The sequence below is a fragment of the Sphingomonas sp. S-NIH.Pt3_0716 genome, from assembly GCF_003950715.1.
Lineage (GTDB): Bacteria > Pseudomonadota > Alphaproteobacteria > Sphingomonadales > Sphingomonadaceae > Sphingobium > Sphingobium yanoikuyae_A.
In genome coordinates, this window is record NZ_QLJK01000008.1 from 117,790 (window position 1) to 134,277 (window position 16,488).

The following is a 16,488-nucleotide window of genomic DNA, read 5'->3' on the forward strand; positions in this document are numbered from 1 at the left end:
TCGCCAGGTGGGGGGCCGCCGGGCATGTTGAGCCATGTTATGGAGACCCGGATGCGCCTTGACGCAAGGATGATGACTGCCGCCCTGTTGATCGGCTGCATGCCGCTGGCAGGCTGCGGCGGTGGCGGCGAAAAGAGCGGCAACACGGTGCAGATGAAGGATATGGAAGTGGTCGATGGCACCGCCACCGACGCCATGACCGATCTGGACGGCGTCCAGAGCGAGGGCACCAGCCTGGCCCTGCCGGAAAACCGCACCGAACCAAAGACCGCTGCCCCGGCCAAGGCGGACAATGCAGCCGCCCCCGCCAATGATGAGGAAGTCGTGTCGGATCAGTGAGGCTTTTGCCGTTCACTTCCGATACAGCCGCGCTATAGTCGATGCCGTTATGGGGGAATTGGGCGTTCGCGCCGTCAAGACCCCGGCTGAGAGGGTTTATTCAATGACGTTCCGTTTTCGCTCGCGCCAGGCCTTTGCCGCCCTGACGATCGCTGCCGCGTCGCTCGCCGTCGCGCAGCCGGCTGCCGCGCAATTCTTCTGGTCGCCGCCCGACATGTCGGCCCCGGCCCTGACCGACGAAGCCGCCGCCACCGCGCTGGGCCTGCCCGGCGCCACGGCCGACGAGATCAAGGCCGGCCTCACCTGGAACCTGCGCGCCGCGATCAACGTCGCCGCGCTGCAGTGCCAGTTCGAACCGACCCTGCTGTCGGTCAGCAACTACAACGCCATGATCGCCCATCATGACGCCGAACTTGACGCAGCGCAGGCGACGCTGCTCAGCTATTTCCAGCGCACCAAGGGCAAGGGCAAGCCCGGCCAGTCGGCGTCCGACATGTATAATACCCGCATCTATTCGGGCTATTCGACGGTCCAGGCGCAGCGCGGCTTCTGCCAGGCGGCGGCGGCGGTCGGTCGCCAGGCGATCTTCGCTGATCGCGGCCAGCTCAACGTCGTCGCGCGCCAGGGCCTGGCCTCGATCAAGAAGTCGCTCGTCCATGCCGGCGAGCAATATTATGGCGATCCGGGCTGGAACTATCAGCTCGCTTTGCCCTCGCTCGACGCCAAATGCTGGAAGAAGGGCGTATTGCTGCCCGAATGCCACCAGCAGTGGAACCAGAAGGCGGGCGTCCAGCCCTGATCTGACGGAGACTTAACGCAGGCCCAGATATTTATGGGCCTGCACCGTCAACCGCCAGCGCGGCCGGGCCATCACCAGATCGATGGCCGCGCGGGCATTGTCCACGGCATGGGCATCGTCGAGCGGCTGGACCAGCAGATGGTCGAAGCCCCAGCCCTCCATCGCCTCGACATCGGCCAGGCTGTGGCCGCCATCGGGCTGCGGCCAGACCAGCTTCAGCTCATTGCCCTTCACTTGGACCACGTCGCTGCCCGCCTTGGGGCTGATGCAGACCCAGTCGATGCCCGGATGCGCCGGCAAGGTGCCGTTGCTTTCGATCGCGATGGTGAAGCCACGGGCATGGAGCGCGTCGATCAGCGCATCGTCGACCTGCAACATCGGCTCGCCACCGGTCAGGACGATATAGGGGCCTTCCCCCTCGCCCCAGAAAGCGAATGCCGCATCGGCGAGCGCGTCGGCGGTCGCGAACTTGCCGCCGCCATCACCGTCGGTGCCGACGAAATCGGTATCGCAGAAGCGGCATACGGCATCGCGCCGGTCCTGCTCGCGCCCGCTCCACAGGTTGCAGCCGGCAAAGCGCAGAAATACCGCGCGCCGCCCCGCCTGCACGCCTTCGCCCTGCAGGGTCAGGAACATTTCCTTGACCGCATAGGTCATGTGTCAGGCCTTTCCGGGACGCGTCGCATAGACGGTGGGATCGGGCAGCCCTGCTTCCTCGAAGCCCTTCGAGCGCAGGCGGCAACTGTCGCACAGGCCGCAATGCTTGTTGTCAGGCGTCGGATCATAGCAGGACCAGCTGAGCCCCGCATCCAGGCCCAGCCGATGCGCCTCCCGCACGATGTCCGCCTTGGTCATGAACTGCAGCGGCGTGTTGATGCGGATCGGATGGCCCTCGACCCCCGCCTTGGTCGCCAGCGTCGCCATCTTCTGGAACGCGTCGATAAATTCGGGACGGCAGTCGGGATAGCCCGAATAGTCGAGCGCATTGACACCGATATAGATGTCGCTGGCCGAAGCGACTTCGGCCAGGCCCAGCGTCAGCGACAGGAAGATGGTGTTGCGCGCAGGCACATAGGTGACAGGGATTTCGTCGCCCACGCCGCCCTTGGGCACTTCGATGTCGGCGGTCAGCGCCGACCCGCCAAAGGCCGTGAGGTCGAGCGGCAGCACGATGTGCGACATGGCATTGAGCGCCGTCGCGATCTTGGCCGCGGCGCGCAGTTCGACGCGATGGCGCTGATTATAATCGATCGTCAGCGCCAGGACGCGATAGCCCGCTTCACGCGCGAGCCCGCCCGCGACCATTGAATCCAGCCCGCCCGAAAGCAGGACGACGGCGAATTTTCCATTCTGTGCGACCATGATGCTGCGCTAGACCTCGTTATGTTGCAGTGCAAGGGGGCCGCCGGTCAGCGGCATGCCCCGACATGGCGCCCTTCGACCATGTTGGAAAAGGGCGCGCCGTCGCTGATCCCCTGCGATCGTATCTGGATGAGGCGCGGCGTTTCGACGCGCAGGTCGGTGCGCGCATTGCCAGCCGCACCGCAATCGAAGGTCACGGTGGCGGCAGCAGGCGCGTCGCTGACCACGAACGGCTTGCAGCCGGGGCCAGCATTGGCCGGCTCCAGCAACTGATGCGGCATCGTCACGCACAGGCGGCGGGGCGGCGCGGTGGGATCATCGCGCAGACGCAATTCCCATTCGCCCGTTTCCAGCTTGGCGAGCGCAGCCAGTTGCGGCGCGTTCGCCGCCCCGGCCCAGCTTGCCATCATCATTGCCGCCGCGGCGCCCAGCGCCTGCAGCCCCAGCCTTGCCATCTTGCGTCCAGACCTTGTCATCGGCGCCGGGGAGCGGCGCCATGCTTCATCCTGTTGTGCCGCGCAATTGCGGCAATTTGATAGCGCGGGGCGAACGGCCGTGCCGCAATTGCCCCGCGCCGGCTTTCAATGGGTAACGAAACTGTCCAGCGCGAGCGGGAACAGACGCGAGCAGAAGGCGCAATCGACGCCGATAATGCCTTTCTCGTCCGCCATCGCCACCCGTTCGTCCGCCGGGAAGCGGCCGATCACATCGCGAATATGGGCAAGGTCACAGCGACAGCCCTTGGCGAGCGCCGTCGTCTCGGTGACGCGCACTTCCTCTTCTTCATGGAACAGGCGCCAGGCGATGTCGGTCAGCGGCAGGTCGAGATCGGTCAGTTCCTCGTCGCGTAGCGTACCGGCCAGCGCCTGCACATGTTCCCATTCGGGATGGTCGTGGCGCACATGCAGACGCTCGCGTCCCACTTCGCCCTCGGGCAGATGCTGCAGCAGCAGGCCCGCCGCGACGCAGCCTTCGCCCGGCTCATGCCGGGTCGCGATCTGGACGATGCTGGGTATCTGTTCGGACTGGAAGAAATAATGCTCCGCCGCCTCGGCCAGCGACGATCCGTCCAGCGGCACGATGCCCTGATAGCGCTCGCCGGTCGCCGCCTGGTCGAAGGTGATCGCCAGATAGCCCTTGCCGAACAGGCCGAACAGGGTCGGATCGCTGCCGATTTCCGCCAGCCGTTCGGCATCGAACTTGGCATAGCCGCGCAGTTCGCCGCCCTTGTAATCGGCCACCAGCAGGCTGACGACGCCATTTTCGGTCTGCGCCTGCAGGGTCAACTGGCCGCCGGCATCCTTGAGCAGGCTACCGAGCAGCGCGCCCAGCACCAGCGAGGACGCCAGCACCCGCTCGATCGCCGGGGGATAGGCATGGGCAGACAGCACCTGGTCCAGCACCGGCCCCAGCCGAACGAAACGGCCACGCACATGGCGCGAGGGGATGGTGAAGCCAAGGGCCTGATCGACATTGCTACTGGTCACGATATTTCCTTCCGATCCACCCGCCCCGAAAGCCGCGAGGGCCCGTCCTCCGCTTCCCAGCGCAGGACAGGCCCCGTCATCTTTCAGGGCGAACGGAAAATTTCGCCCGAATATAGGGTGAGCTTACAGCTTTCCAAGCGCCCAGAGCAGAACCGACTTCTGGGCATGGATGCGGTTCTCCGCCTCGTCCCAGATCAGCGACTGCGGACCGTCGATCACCGCCTCGACCACTTCCTCGCCGCGATGGGCGGGCAGGCAGTGGAGGAATTTGGCGTCCGCCTTGGCGCCCGCCATCAGTTTCGGCGTCACCTGATAGGGCATCATCGCCGCCAGCTTCGCCTCGGCATGGGCCTGGCCCATGGAGATCCAGGTGTCGGTGACGACGACGTCGGCGCCGGCCACGGCCTGCGCCGCATCGCGGGTAAGGGTGATGGTCGAACCGGCAGCCTGCGCCGCGGCGGCAAAGGACGGATCGGGATCATAGCCCTCAGGGATGCCCATGCGCACGTCGAACTTCATCAGCCCGGCGGCCTCGACGATCGAGTGGAGGACGTTGTTGCCGTCGCCCAGCCAGGCCCACTGACTGCCCGGCAGCGCCAGGCCATGCTCGACCACGGTCAGCAGGTCGGCGACGATCTGGCAGGGATGCGACAGGTCGGTCAGGCCATTGATGACCGGGACGCTGGCATATTCGGCCATTTCCTCGATCTTGGCATGATCGTCGGTGCGGATCATGATCGCATCGGCCATGCGACTGAGCACGCGCGCGGTGTCGGCCACGGTCTCGCCACGGCCGAGCTGGCTGGTCGCGCCATCGAGGATCAGCGAATTGCCGCCGAGCTGGCGGATCGCCATGTCGAAGCTGACGCGGGTGCGCGTGCTGTTTTTCTCGAAGATCATCGCCAGCGTGTGGCCGGCGAGCGGCGCATCGGCGTCGACCCAGCCCTTGGGCTTGCCTGCCCGTGCCGCCTTGCGATCGATCGCATCAGCGATCATCGCGGCGATCGCGTCGCCGCCCGCATCGGTGAGATTCAGGAAATGCTTGGTCATTGGAAACAACCTCTAACCCGTTCAGGCTGAGCGAAGTCGAAGCCCCCGCCTGAACGAAGTGAAGGCACCTCGCTTTGCTCGGCGATACCCTTCGACTTCGCTCAGGGCGAACGGAAACTAAATGGTCAGGCCGCCTTGGCGTCCGCGAAGCTCCGCGCACCGGCGGAAATCTTCTCGATGCACTCGGCGATATGGCTTTCGTCGATGACGAGCGGCGGCAGGATGCGCAGCACATTCTGGCCCGCCGATACCGACAGGAAACCATGATGGTCGCGCAGATGGCCGACGAAGGCGCGCGCATCATAGGCGTCCTTCATCTTGACGCCCAGCATCAGCCCCATGCCGCGCACATCCTCGAACATGTCGTCATGGTTCGGGATCATCTGCTCCAGCGCGGAGCGCAGACGCGCGCCCATCGCCGTCACCTGCTCCAGGAAGCCGTCCGCCAGCACCTCTTCCAGCACCGCGATGCCCACCGCCATGGCGAGCGGGTTGCCGCCATAGGTGGAACCATGGGTGCCGAACACCATGCCCTTGGCCGCTTCCTCGGTGGCGAGACAGGCGCCGAGCGGGAAGCCCGCGCCGATGCCCTTGGCCACCGCCATGATGTCCGGCGTCACGCCATATTGCTCATGGGCGAAGAAGGTGCCGGTGCGGGCATAGCCGCACTGCACTTCGTCCAGGATCAGCAGCAGGCCCTGCTCGTCGCACGCCTTGCGCAGGCCGGTCAGGAACTCCGCCGTCGCTGGGGTCACGCCGCCTTCACCCTGCACCGGTTCCAGCAGGAAGCCGGCGGTGTTGTCGTCGATCGCCGCCAGTGCCGCGTCGAGATCGTTGAAGGGCACGACCTGGAAACCGGGCAGCAGCGGCTCGAACCCGTCGCGCATCTTGGGCTGGCTGGTCGCCGAAATGGTGCCCAGCGTGCGGCCGTGGAAGGCGTTGTCGAAGCTGATGATCTTGTGCCGGTGCGCTTGTCCATTGGCATAATGATAGCGGCGCGCGGTCTTGATCGCGCACTCGACCGCTTCGGCACCCGAATTGGTGAAGAAGACGGTGTCCGCGAAACTGTTATCGACCAGTTTCTGCGCAAATTCCTCCCCCAGCGGCGAACCGTAGAGGTTAGAGATATGCATCAGCGTCGCAGCCTGATCGGCAATGGTCTTCACCAGCTTCGGATGGCCATGGCCCAGCAGATTGACGGCGATGCCGCTGGCAAAGTCGAGATAGCGCTCGCCGCGCTCCCCGATCAGGTAGCAGCCCTCGCCTCGGACCGGACGCACATCGCACCGGGGGTAAACGGGCATGAGCGGCGTAATCGACATGTGCCTTCCCTTTCTGGGTTGATGCTGCGCGTCCGTGCGCATTGGATATAACGCAAAAAGGCGGCCCCCGCCGGGCCGCCCTTGTGCGAGTGCCGCCTATACAGGCCACCGGAAGGGGGTGCAACCCCGCAACCGGGCCAGTCGACAGCCTATGGACTGATCGCCCCGTGAGCGATCAGGGCTGGCCGATCTGGCTCCAGGCATCGGCAATCTCGCCGACCATGGCGCGGGCCTGCTCGACGGGCGCGGCATCATGCTCCTTGGCGCTGACCAGCAGCAGCCGGCGGGCCTCGCGATAGATGCGCGCCAGGCCGGTGGCGATGTCGCCGCCCTTGTCGAAGTCGAGGCTCGCTTCCAGCGCGAACAGGATCGACATGGCGCGCGCCTGCTTGTCGGACACCTTCAGCCGGTCGCCATTGCGTTCGGCCAGCGCCGTGGCATCGAGCGCGATCAGCAGTTCGTCGAACAGGATCTTGACCAGCGCGTGGGGCGTGGCGCCCTCGATCCGGCTGCCCGAATGCACCGCCGCATAGCGCCGTGCCGCTGCCGTACCCGCAAAGCTGTGATTATAGAACATGTTTCAAAGTCCCCGATTAACTGTCGCTCTTGTTCCAGGCATCGATCTGCTGCTGGAGATAGCTTTGGGTTGCGTTGAGCGCAGACAACTTGGTCTGCATTGCCGAATAGATGGAAGTCAGGCGCGTCTCATAGTCGGCCATGTCCTCGTCCAGCTTTTCGAGCTGTTCGGTCAGGCTGTCGGCCAGCTTCTCATAACGGTCCTGCGCCGCCTTGATCGGGCCGTTCTCCAGCTCGATATTGTCGCGCACGCTGTCCATCAGGCCCGACAGGCCCAGATTGTCGGCGGTCGACTTGGCGGGGTTGAGCATCTTGGTGATGCCCGCCGGATCGGCGGCCAGCGCCTTGTCCAGCGTGTCGGTGTTGAGCGTCAGCGTGCCGTCGCGGTTGGTCGCGATGCCGATATCGGCCAGCGTCTTGTAGCTGCCGGTCGAGGCCAGCTGGGTCGAGGTGATCTTCGACAGCTGCGACTTCATGTCGCGCACCGCCGACACACCGTTGAGGACGCCCGCGGTCGATGAATCCGTGCCGGTCGAGGTCGACGTGTTCAGCGCCTTCATCAGCGTATTATAGGCGTCGACAAATTCCTGCAGCAGATCCTTCATCGTCGCAGTCGGCTGGGTCATGGTCAGGTTGACCGTGCTGTTGACGTCCGCCGCGGTCAGTTCGATCCGCAGATAGGGGATCGCATCGTCGATGGTGTTGCTGGCATATTCATAGTCGGTGCCGTCGAGCGTGATCTTCGCATTGGCCGGGTCCGACGTCGAGGTCATCGCGCTGCTGTTGAGGCCAGCGAGAACGCTGGTCGAGCTGTCGGCCGAGCTGGTGATGGTGAAATCATTGGCCGCGCCGGTTTCGCCCTTGAACACCAGCCGCGTGCCCTGCGCATCGGTGACGACGCTCGCGGTCACGCCGATGTCGGCGGCGTTGATCGCCGAAGCCAGGCCGGAGAAACTGTTATTGCTCGAATCAACGGTGATCGTCGCGGTCTTGCCGCCCGCCGTCGTGATGGTGAGCGAGCCGGTGCCGACCGCCGTGCTGCTTGTGGCACCGCTGGTCGCGGTAGAGGCGAAGATGCGGGCGGTCGCCAGCGACTTCACCACCAGCTGCGCCGGCAGACCAGCCGGCGTGCCGCCGCTCAGCAAGCTGACCGACGCGATGTTGGTGTTGGTCGAATTGGGCGTTCCGGTATATTCGGCACCCGACAGAACGCTGGTGAGCGCATCGGCGAAGGTGTCGAGCGAGCTGATGGCCGACGCCAGTGCCGAGATGCGGGCATTGTTGGTCGTTTGCTGGGTGGTGATCGCGGACTGGCGCGGGTCACGGGTCGCGCTGACCAGGCTGGTGACGAGCGCGCTCGTGTCGATGCCCGAATTGGCACCCAGCGCCGACAGGATGCTGCTCCCTACCGATGTCGTCGTCGTTGCCATGGGCCGTCCTTTCAAATGAGAGAACGGCCGTAGCGCGAAGATGTTTAGGAATGATTTTCAAGCTGATGGCAAAGCCCGCAAAAAAGCGGGCATGGCCGCGATCAGATCGCCGATGCGGACAGGATCTGGTCGACGGTTCCGCGCGCGACATGCGCCTGAGCCGCATAGGCATAGCTGGCCTGCTGGGCGATCCGCTTGGCCAGATCGGCGGCCTGCTCCACCGCCTCGCGCGTGGCGGGCGGCAGCGGAATGTAGATGAAGGGCTGCGGCATCATCGCCTGGACGGCGGCCGATGCGCCATCGACCGACACATCCCCTTGGCCGGCGCGCATATCGGCCAGGATATCGGCGATCCGGGCATGGATGCGCGCATATTCGGCGGCGCCGGCGGCATCCTCGTCGACCGCAACGATATCGACTGCAAAACTCTCCTGCCTGCGCGCATCGCTGGCAGACATGTTGCCCTGCTCGGTCGAAGATTCCGTCGCTGAAACCGGCTGAACGGCCGCAGCCGGCACCGGCGCGCGAACGACGCTCCGATCCACTGGCGAAATCTCGCTACGCGAAAAATACTCGTTCATGACGCACCATCCTAATGCGTCCCCGTAAACAGAATACGGACAAGCGTGGCTAAACTTTAATTCACCATCGCCCTATTTCTTCGATCAACTGCCAAGTATCAGCAAATTCTCTACAATTTCTTTCCATCCGGATCGAAACGCAGATCTTCGGGCACGGTAATGAACGGACGGTCCATTTCCGTCGCCATCTTGTTCTCGACCCGGAAGACGAAGGCCAGCACCGTCGCCACCGCCATGTAGAGGCCTTCATTGACGATCTCGCCAGCGCGCGAGGTGAAGTAGATGGCGCGCGCCAGCTCGGGATATTGCAGCACCGACACGCCATGATCCTCGGCCAGTTCGCGGATCGAGGCCGCGATCGCGTCACAGCCGCGCGCGACCACGACCGGCGCGGCGTCCACGCCGGGCCGATAGCGCAGCGCCACCGCGAAATGGGTCGGATTGGTGATGATGACGCTGGCCTCTGCCACCGCCTGGCGGGTCGATCCGTTCAGCACCTCGAACTGGCGCCGGCGGATCTGCCCCTTGAGTTCGGGCGAGCCTTCGCTTTCCTTATGCTCGTCCTTGATGTCCTGCTTGCTCATGCCCAGCCGCTTGCCGCGCTGGAAAATCTGCATCGGCACGTCGATGCCGGCGATCACGAACAACCCACCCGCCATCACCAGGCAGACCAGGATGAACATGTTGCCAAGATCGCTGATCGCATTGCCGACCCCCGCCTTGCCCAGCCCGATGATCGCGGTCAGCCGGTCCCAGATCATCCAGAAGCCGACCGCGCCCAGCAGCCCCACCTTGGCGATCGACTTGACCAGTTCGATCAGCCCCTGCGCGCCGAACATGCGCTTGAGGCCAGAAGCGGGGTTCATCTTCGACGCCTTGGGCGCGAATGCACCGGGACGAAAGCCCAGCGATCCGAGCAGCGCCGGCGCCGCGATCGCAGCAAAGAAGGTCGCGAGCAATACGCCGCCCACCGGCAGCGCGATATCCGCCAGCAAGCCGGTGCCGCGCGTTACCGGCGAGAAGTTCACGATGTCCTCGCGCCCGAAGCGCAGCGCGCGGGTCAGCATGCCCGACAACGCGTCGATCAGGCCCGGCCCCGCAACAGCCAGCCAGCCGATGCCGGCCATCACCACCAGGGCCGTTCCCAGTTCGCGGGACTGGAGGATGTCGCCTTCCTTGGCGGCATCCTGCAATTTCTTCTGTGTCGGTTTTTCGGTCTTTTCGCCGCCCTCGGATCCGCCCGCCATGGCTCAGCGTCCTTCCGAGATGGCGCGGGCCTGTTCCAGCCCCGACTTGAGCGCGATGGTGATCCCCTCGCCCATCACCGGCACCGCCATCGCCAGCAGCACCAGCCCCGCCATCACCGCCATCGGCATGCCCACGGCGAACAGGTTGAGCGCAGGCGCGGTGCGCGGCAGCATGCCCATGACGATCTGCACCAGCACCAGCGCGAAGCCGACCGGCAGCGCGATCGTGACCCCGGCGCCCAGCAGCGAGCCGCCAAACTGGATCATGTGCCAGACCGCATCATTGCTGAGCATCGCCGCGCCCGGCGGCAGCGCCTTGTAGCTCTGCACCACGAAGCTGACGAGCAGCAGATGGCCGTCCATCGCCAGCAGCAGGAAGGTCGAGAGGATCGACAGGAACTGGCCGACCGCCTGCGTCCCCTGCCCCGACCCCGGATCGACCATCGCGGCAAAGCCCAGCCCCATGGTGTTGGCAATCGCCTCACCCGCGACGAAAGCGGCGGAATAGCCGATCTGCACGGCAAAACCCATGGCAAGGCCCGTCAGCACTTCGCCGGCGACCAGCATTACGCCTTCGAAACTGGCGACGCCGTCATGCGGCAACTGGATGGTGACGCTGTTGAGGGCGGCCATGCCAAGCGCGAGCGAGAGGATCAGGCGCAACTGAAGCGGCATCGCGGGCGCACCGAAGACGGGCGCGGCCAGAAAGGCCGCACCAGGGCGGATCATGGCGATCAGCCAGATCCACAATTGCGTCTCGACGCCTGCGAAGCCGGGTGCGATCATTGCAGCAGGTCCGGTATCCGCTCGAATATCTCGCGCGTGAAGTCAGCGATCAGCACCATGATCGATCCGCCGAACAGGGTCAGCATCGCACCCACGACCAGAATCTTGGGAATGAAGCTGAGCGTCTGTTCGTTGATCGACGTCGCGGCCTGGACCATGCCGATCAGCACGCCCGCGACCAGCGCCGGAATCAGGATCGGCGCCGTCGCCAGCGCCGTGATCCACAGCGCATGCTGTGCCAAGCCCATGAAGAAATCCGCATTCTCCATTGCCGCCCTCCTATGTCGCGAAGGAGCCGGCGAGCGACCCCATCGTCAGCGCCCAGCCATCGACCAGCACGAACAGCAACAGCTTGAAGGGCATGGAGATGATCGTGGGCGACAGCATCATCATGCCCAGTGCCATCAGAGTCGATGCGACGACCAGGTCGATGATGAGGAAGGGCAGGAAGATCATGAAGCCGATCTGGAACGCGGTCTTCAACTCGCTGGTGACGAAGGCCGGCAGCAGGATCGTGAAGGGAATGTCGTCGGGCGTGCGGAAGGCCGGAGCCTCGGCCATGTTGGCGAACAGCTTGAGGTCGCTCTCGCGCGTCTGCTTGGCCATGAAGCCGTGCAGCACCTTGCCCGAACGGCCAACCGCTTCCTCGATCGAAATCTGGCCCTTGCCATAGGGATCATAGGCCTGGCCGTTGATCTGGTCGATCACCGGTCGCATCACGAACAGCGACAGGAACAGGGCAAGCCCCACCAGCACCTGGTTGGGCGGCGTCTGTTGCAGGCCCAGCGCCTGGCGCAGCAGCGACAGGACGATGATGATCCGGGTGAAGCTGGTCATCATGAGGATCAGCGACGGCAGGACCGACAGCAGGCTCATGAGGACGAGGATCTGCAGCGACAGCGACAGCGAGCGGCCGTCGCCCGAAATCTGTCCCATCGCGCGGGTCAGCGCGCCGCCATTGTCGACCGGCGCCGGCGCGGCCGGCACCGCCTGCGCCAGCGCAGGATCGACCAGCATCAGCCCGGCGGTCAGCAGGATGCCGCCGACCAGCCAGTGACTAGCGCGCACGATAGGGGTCGCCTTCCGCGATCTTCTCGATCCGGCCGCGGGTGACCGACAGCAGGATCTTCTTGCCCTCGAACTCGACCACGGCCAGCTTGCCGAACGTGCCCATCGGCAGCGCTTCCAGCAGCTTCAACGACCGATCATTCTGGCCGACCATCATGCCGGGCTGATATTTGCGCCACAGCCACAAGGCACCAAAGGCCATGCCGCCCACAAGCGGCAGCAGGATCAGCAATTTGACGAAATACCAGAACATGCACGCGCCCCGCGTTTAGGTTAATGCGTCATCCGATCCGCAAGAATGGGCCGCAAGGCAAGCGCAAAAGCACGGCCCTGCGATCAGCCGCGCCGTTCGACCCCGGCCATGCGGGTTTCGGTGGCGGCGATATCGACGATGCGGATGCCATAGCGGCCGTTCACCGTCACGACCTCGCCCTTGGCGATCAGCGCGCCATTGACCATGATGTCGAGCAGTTCGTCGGCCTGGCGATCCAGTTCCACGATGCTGCCTTCGGCCAGGTCCATGACTTCGGCCAGGCGCAGCGAGGTCGATCCGACCTCCACCGACATGCGCACCGGAATATCGGCCAGCAGCTTGAACTGGCGGTTCGCCGCCATGCGGCTGGCGCTGTCTTCCCCACGGGGATCCATCATCGGGGCGTCGCTCATATCACTCATTGTTCCGGTCCCTGTGCAATCTTTTCAATCTGGAAGGCGGCACGGCCATCCTGTTCGCCGATCGTGCCGTGCGCGACGATCCTGTCGCCGACGATCAGCGGCAGGCTGCGGCCGATCGTCACGGGTATGATGTCGCCGGTCTTGAGCTGCATCAGCTCCGCCAGCGAGAGATTGGGGCGGGCCAGCACGGTCCGGGCCGGCAGGCGGATGTCGCGCATGCGGCGCGCCACGCGCGCCTGCCATACCGGATCGACATGCTCGTCATCGCTTGCGACCTTGCTGCCCATCAGCGCCTCGACGCCGCGCAGCGCCGCCAGCGGGAAGACCATGTCGATCGACCATTCGCGATCCCGGTCCAGCCCGACACGGAAGCGCTGCACCACCATCTGGTCGGCGGGCTGGGCAGCGGCGGCAAAGCCGATGCCGGTTTCACGCAGCAGCAGGCCGGGTTCCAGGGGCAGGACTTCGGACCAGCATTCGACCATGCGGGCCATGATGGTTTCGGACAGGCGGGCGATCAGCCGGTCCTCGGTCGGAGTAAATTCGCCGCGCGCGGGCAGCGCCCGGTTGCCAAGGCCGCCATAGAAACAGTCGACCAGGGTCGAGATCATGGTGGCGTCCATGCACAGCAGCATCTGCCCCTTCAGGGGCAGCAGGCGATAGATGGACAGGCTGCAGAAATTGGGCGCGCCGGCCGACCAGGCGCCAAACTCCACGACCCGTGCATCCTCGGCCGCGACATGCGGGCGGATGCCGGAAATGGGTTCGATCAGCGCACGGATACGCCGGCCGAGCTTTTCACCCAGCCGGTCGAGGCCCGACAACATTACCGGAGCTTGCGCGTCCCCCCGCCCGAAGGCGAAGGATTGAACGTGATTCATGTCTGTCCCCTGCCCTCGGCCAGGGGACTTCCCAGCGTTCAGGCAGCGCTATTGAATAACGAAATTGGTAAAATAAACGTTATCGACACCGCCATAGCCGGTCTTCTGCTTGAGTACATCGTTGATGATGCCCCGGATTTTTCCTTGCAGCATGCGCTTGCCGTCGGGCGTGACCAGCTGCTCCTCGGGCTGTTCGGCGAGCATCATCAGCACCTGACTGCGAATCGCCATCTCGTGCATCTTGATCGCGGCGATCACGCGATAGTCATAATAGGTCGACACCGCGACGGTGATCTGGGCGAAGGCGTCGGTGTCCGTCATGTTCGACGTGAAGGGCGCCTGGAGCTGGAAATAGGTGGCCTGATAGGCGGTCGGATTGGCCGGCGCGGGCAGGTCGATGCCCTTGCCGGGCGCATGGGCGGCCGACGGGGCATGCCCCTCGCCACCAGCGCTCGCATGGCCACCGCCTTCGCCACCACCACCGCCGCCTTCACCGGCCCAGCCATGGGCGGTGGCGACGGCCTGCGCATCCTCGCCCGCCAGGACGAGCACGGGCTTGTTGGGATCTTCCTTGGGGCCTTCGGCCTTGGGGCTGAAGAAGCCGGCGGCGTACAGCCCGCCCGCAGCGCCGGCACCGCCCACCACCATGGCGACGGCGACCAGCAGGATGAGCTTCATCCCCCCACCCTTCTTCTTCTTCGCCTTGGGTTCATCGCTCATCGTTCACGTCCCCTGGAATATCCCGTCCCGGCCGTCAGGCGTAGCGCGCGCGGCGGACGTCACCGGCGCTATCGCCGGTGTCACCATGGTTAAGAACGGCCGGATCGCTCCCGGCTTTATGGCCAAGGCCATTATTTTCGCGCCCCTGCCAGCGGCCCTGCGACGAGGATTGGCCCATCGACTGCCCCGCCATCTGGCCGGCACCCTGCCAGGCGCCCTGCTGCTGGGATGCATTGCCCTGCTGGCCGTTCGACTGGCTGCCGGTCTGGCCATTGCTATCGGCCTTGGCCGCTTCGGCGACATGCGGCGCACGCTCGATCTTCACTTCATGGATGCGCACGGCGGCAAGGCCCGCGTCCAGCTTCAGCCGGTCGCTATCCTGGCGCAACGCCATTTCCGCCGCCTCGCTGGCAACGGTCAGGCTGACCGCCGCGCCATCGCCATCCTGGCGGATATCGACCTGGATCGGGCCGAGCTGGTCGGCATTGATCTGGAACCGGCCCTGCGCGCCATTGGCCGACAGGCCGGCAATGTCGCGGGCCAGCCCGTCAATCCACTGCCCCGACACGCCCATATCGACCACCTGCTGGCCAAGGCTGGCCGACAGGTCGACGGTCGGCATCGCCGCCGGGGTGACCGAAGGGGTCTGGGGCGTGGCGGCCTGGGGCACGGAGACTTCCGAGCCATGATGGGGCGCGGCCGGGGTGGCAGCGACCAGCGGATCGACGGCCGTGGTCGCCTTGTCCGGCGTGCGGTCGCTGACCGGCGTTGCCGCTTCGGCGCTGTCGCGCACCGGCATCGCCCGGCGGTTCATATGGTCGCGCACCAGTTGCAGCAGCGACAGGGCCTCCGCCTTGGCCGGCTTGGCGGCCACGCGCGCGGCCGGGACGTCGGTGCCGGCGGATGCGATCTCGACATCGGCCTCTTCCGGGCTGCTGGTTACAGCCGCAGGCGCGGTCTTCTCGGTCGGTTTGACGGCCGCCACGACCATTTCGGCCGGCATGTCAGGGTTGACCTCCGGCGCCGCAGCGACGGCGGGCATGACCTGCTCGACCGGGCGCGGTGCCATCGCGGGCTGCGGGGCGGCCTGGACCGGGGCCTGCACGACATTCGGGGCCGCGTTGGCGGCTGGCGCAGGCTGGGCCGGGATCATCGCAGCGACCAGTTCGGGCGTCATTTCAGGCGTCGTTGCAGGCGCCGCCACAGGCGTTGCAACGATCTGGTCATCCTGCCCATCCGCGCCGACCACCGGGGCCATCACCGCTTCCTGTCCCACGGCCGGTTTCGAAGGGGCCTGGGTTTGGGACAATGAAGGTGACAGCGAAGGAGACACACTCAAAGGCATCTCCCGGGTCGGCGCGGATGGAGCCGAAGATGCGGGGGCATCGATCGGCGCCTGCGGCAAGGGGGGGAGTGCAGCAGGCAAGGAATGGGCAATCGGATCGGCGACGATCGGCGCGTCATTGTCGACGGGCGCATCGGCCGTCACCATGTCAGCTTCGCTGTCAGCATCGGCGATGTCGTCGGCCTCGGGCGCGGCCATCGCAGCCGGCAGAGGCTGCGGCGCGGGCGTCGGCGTGGCCTTGATCGGAGCATCAGCAAGGGCGAGCGCGATCGGGCCTTCGGCGTCGACCGGCAGCGGCAGGGCCACATCGGCGGTCGGAACCGGCGCCGGAGTGCGGATATCCGCAGGCGCAGGCGCGACCGCCGGGATCGGCAAGGGCAGCGGGAGGGCTTCGGCGTCAGCCTCGCCTTCGGGCAAGACGATCGGGGCGGGCTCGGCCGATACGGGCGCGACGGCCGCCTGATCCTGGACTGGCGCAGCGACGGGCAGGACCGGCTCGGCAACCGGCGCGGCCTCAGCGGTCGGCTGGACCGGCATCGCCCGCTGGGTCAGAAATTCGGCGGTGTCCGGCAGAGCCGGCGCCTCGATTGCTTCGTGCGTCACGACCGGCGCATCGCCCTCGATCGTCCCTTCCACCGGCAAGGCGGCCGCGCCCATGGCCATCGTAGGCGCAGCCGGCTGCGGCGCGCCATCGACATCGCTCAGCAGCGCGGCGAAGTCGGCCGCACCCTCGACTACGGCCGAAGCAGCGGCCGTCGTCGCACCGGCCAGCGGCGTCGAGGAGAAGAGCAGCGATTTGAGGCTGGCGAGCATGGTCATG

20 protein-coding genes and 1 pseudogene are annotated in these 16,488 nt (G+C 65.6%); 3 read left to right on the top strand and 18 right to left on the bottom strand.

Going from position 1 to position 16,488, the window contains the following annotated elements; translation table 11 throughout:
- Positions 1-51: 51 nt before the first annotated feature.
- Together BRX37_RS08570 and BRX37_RS08575 are read left to right on the top strand one after the other, a co-directional pair.
- Positions 52-339: a hypothetical protein gene (locus BRX37_RS08570; protein ID WP_099231386.1), complete on the top strand. Its 288-nt coding sequence runs from the start codon at positions 52-54 to the stop codon at positions 337-339.
- A gap of 103 nt (positions 340-442) precedes the next feature.
- A complete protein-coding gene (locus tag BRX37_RS08575) occupies positions 443-1,138 on the top strand; it encodes a hypothetical protein (RefSeq protein ID WP_037507691.1) in 696 nt (231 codons plus the stop codon).
- 12 nt (positions 1,139-1,150) lie between these two features.
- Here BRX37_RS08575 and queE read toward each other — a convergent pair whose 3' ends face one another.
- From queE to argF, 5 genes are all read right to left on the bottom strand, one after another.
- On the bottom strand, positions 1,151-1,795 hold the full coding sequence (gene queE, locus BRX37_RS08580; protein ID WP_037507690.1) for a 7-carboxy-7-deazaguanine synthase: 645 nt from the start codon (positions 1,793-1,795) through the stop codon (positions 1,151-1,153).
- Between the two features lie 3 nt (positions 1,796-1,798).
- Entirely contained in the window at positions 1,799-2,500 is a 702-nt protein-coding gene (gene queC, locus BRX37_RS08585) for a 7-cyano-7-deazaguanine synthase QueC (protein WP_125986369.1), read from the bottom strand.
- A gap of 47 nt (positions 2,501-2,547) precedes the next feature.
- Positions 2,548-2,955 carry a DUF3617 domain-containing protein gene (locus tag BRX37_RS08590; RefSeq protein ID WP_037507688.1) on the bottom strand — a complete coding sequence of 136 codons (408 nt, stop codon included), beginning with the start codon at positions 2,953-2,955 and terminating at the stop codon, positions 2,548-2,550.
- Between the two features lie 126 nt (positions 2,956-3,081).
- On the bottom strand, positions 3,082-3,987 hold the full coding sequence (hslO, locus tag BRX37_RS08595; protein ID WP_004208172.1) for an Hsp33 family molecular chaperone HslO: 906 nt from the start codon (positions 3,985-3,987) through the stop codon (positions 3,082-3,084).
- A gap of 123 nt (positions 3,988-4,110) precedes the next feature.
- A complete protein-coding gene (gene argF / locus BRX37_RS08600) occupies positions 4,111-5,037 on the bottom strand; it encodes an ornithine carbamoyltransferase (protein ID WP_125986371.1) in 927 nt (308 codons plus the stop codon).
- 84 nt (positions 5,038-5,121) lie between these two features.
- Between argF and BRX37_RS27600 the strand changes: the two are divergent.
- Positions 5,122-5,175, top strand: a pseudogene (locus tag BRX37_RS27600) (hypothetical protein); the annotation flags it as partial.
- On the opposite strand, the gene BRX37_RS08605 reads toward BRX37_RS27600, so the two are convergent.
- From BRX37_RS08605 to BRX37_RS08665, 13 genes are all read right to left on the bottom strand, one after another.
- Complete coding sequence (locus tag BRX37_RS08605; protein ID WP_037517599.1) at positions 5,163-6,359, bottom strand: aspartate aminotransferase family protein; 1,197 nt, start codon at positions 6,357-6,359, stop codon at positions 5,163-5,165. The pseudogene BRX37_RS27600 and the gene BRX37_RS08605 sit on opposite strands and share 13 nt — an antisense overlap.
- A gap of 175 nt (positions 6,360-6,534) precedes the next feature.
- Positions 6,535-6,936, bottom strand: a complete 402-nt coding sequence (locus tag BRX37_RS08610; RefSeq protein ID WP_004208175.1) for a flagellar export chaperone FliS — start codon at positions 6,934-6,936, stop codon at positions 6,535-6,537.
- 16 nt (positions 6,937-6,952) lie between these two features.
- Positions 6,953-8,365 carry a flagellar filament capping protein FliD gene (gene fliD, locus BRX37_RS08615; protein ID WP_125986373.1) on the bottom strand — a complete coding sequence of 471 codons (1,413 nt, stop codon included), beginning with the start codon at positions 8,363-8,365 and terminating at the stop codon, positions 6,953-6,955.
- A 101-nt stretch (positions 8,366-8,466) separates the two neighbouring features.
- On the bottom strand, positions 8,467-8,946 hold the full coding sequence (locus BRX37_RS08620) for a hypothetical protein (protein WP_026109657.1): 480 nt from the start codon (positions 8,944-8,946) through the stop codon (positions 8,467-8,469).
- A 110-nt stretch (positions 8,947-9,056) separates the two neighbouring features.
- Positions 9,057-10,193 carry a flagellar type III secretion system protein FlhB gene (gene flhB / locus BRX37_RS08625; RefSeq protein ID WP_017503353.1) on the bottom strand — a complete coding sequence of 379 codons (1,137 nt, stop codon included), beginning with the start codon at positions 10,191-10,193 and terminating at the stop codon, positions 9,057-9,059.
- Positions 10,194-10,196: 3 nt separating this feature from the next.
- Complete coding sequence (gene fliR / locus BRX37_RS08630; protein WP_125986375.1) at positions 10,197-10,979, bottom strand: flagellar biosynthetic protein FliR; 783 nt, start codon at positions 10,977-10,979, stop codon at positions 10,197-10,199.
- Positions 10,976-11,248, bottom strand: coding sequence for a flagellar biosynthesis protein FliQ (gene fliQ, locus BRX37_RS08635; RefSeq protein ID WP_004208180.1), 273 nt, complete (start codon positions 11,246-11,248; stop codon positions 10,976-10,978). The genes fliR and fliQ overlap by 4 nt, the downstream gene beginning before the upstream one ends.
- A 10-nt stretch (positions 11,249-11,258) precedes the next feature.
- Positions 11,259-11,996, bottom strand: a complete 738-nt coding sequence (gene fliP / locus BRX37_RS08640) for a flagellar type III secretion system pore protein FliP (RefSeq protein ID WP_169863187.1) — start codon at positions 11,994-11,996, stop codon at positions 11,259-11,261.
- 40 nt (positions 11,997-12,036) lie between these two features.
- A complete protein-coding gene (locus BRX37_RS08645; RefSeq protein WP_004208182.1) occupies positions 12,037-12,300 on the bottom strand; it encodes a FliO/MopB family protein in 264 nt (87 codons plus the stop codon).
- 83 nt (positions 12,301-12,383) lie between these two features.
- Positions 12,384-12,722 (bottom strand): flagellar motor switch protein FliN, encoded by a 339-nt coding sequence (gene fliN, locus BRX37_RS08650; RefSeq protein ID WP_004208183.1) that lies wholly within the window; start codon positions 12,720-12,722, stop codon positions 12,384-12,386.
- On the bottom strand, positions 12,719-13,603 hold the full coding sequence (locus BRX37_RS08655) for a flagellar motor switch protein FliM (RefSeq protein ID WP_048938704.1): 885 nt from the start codon (positions 13,601-13,603) through the stop codon (positions 12,719-12,721). The genes fliN and BRX37_RS08655 overlap by 4 nt, the downstream gene beginning before the upstream one ends.
- Before the next feature lie 48 nt (positions 13,604-13,651).
- Positions 13,652-14,323, bottom strand: a complete 672-nt coding sequence (locus BRX37_RS08660; RefSeq protein WP_010338843.1) for a flagellar basal body-associated FliL family protein — start codon at positions 14,321-14,323, stop codon at positions 13,652-13,654.
- A 34-nt stretch (positions 14,324-14,357) separates the two neighbouring features.
- Positions 14,358-16,487, bottom strand: coding sequence for a flagellar hook-length control protein FliK (locus BRX37_RS08665; RefSeq protein WP_125986377.1), 2,130 nt, complete (start codon positions 16,485-16,487; stop codon positions 14,358-14,360).
- Position 16,488 lies beyond the last annotated feature (1 nt).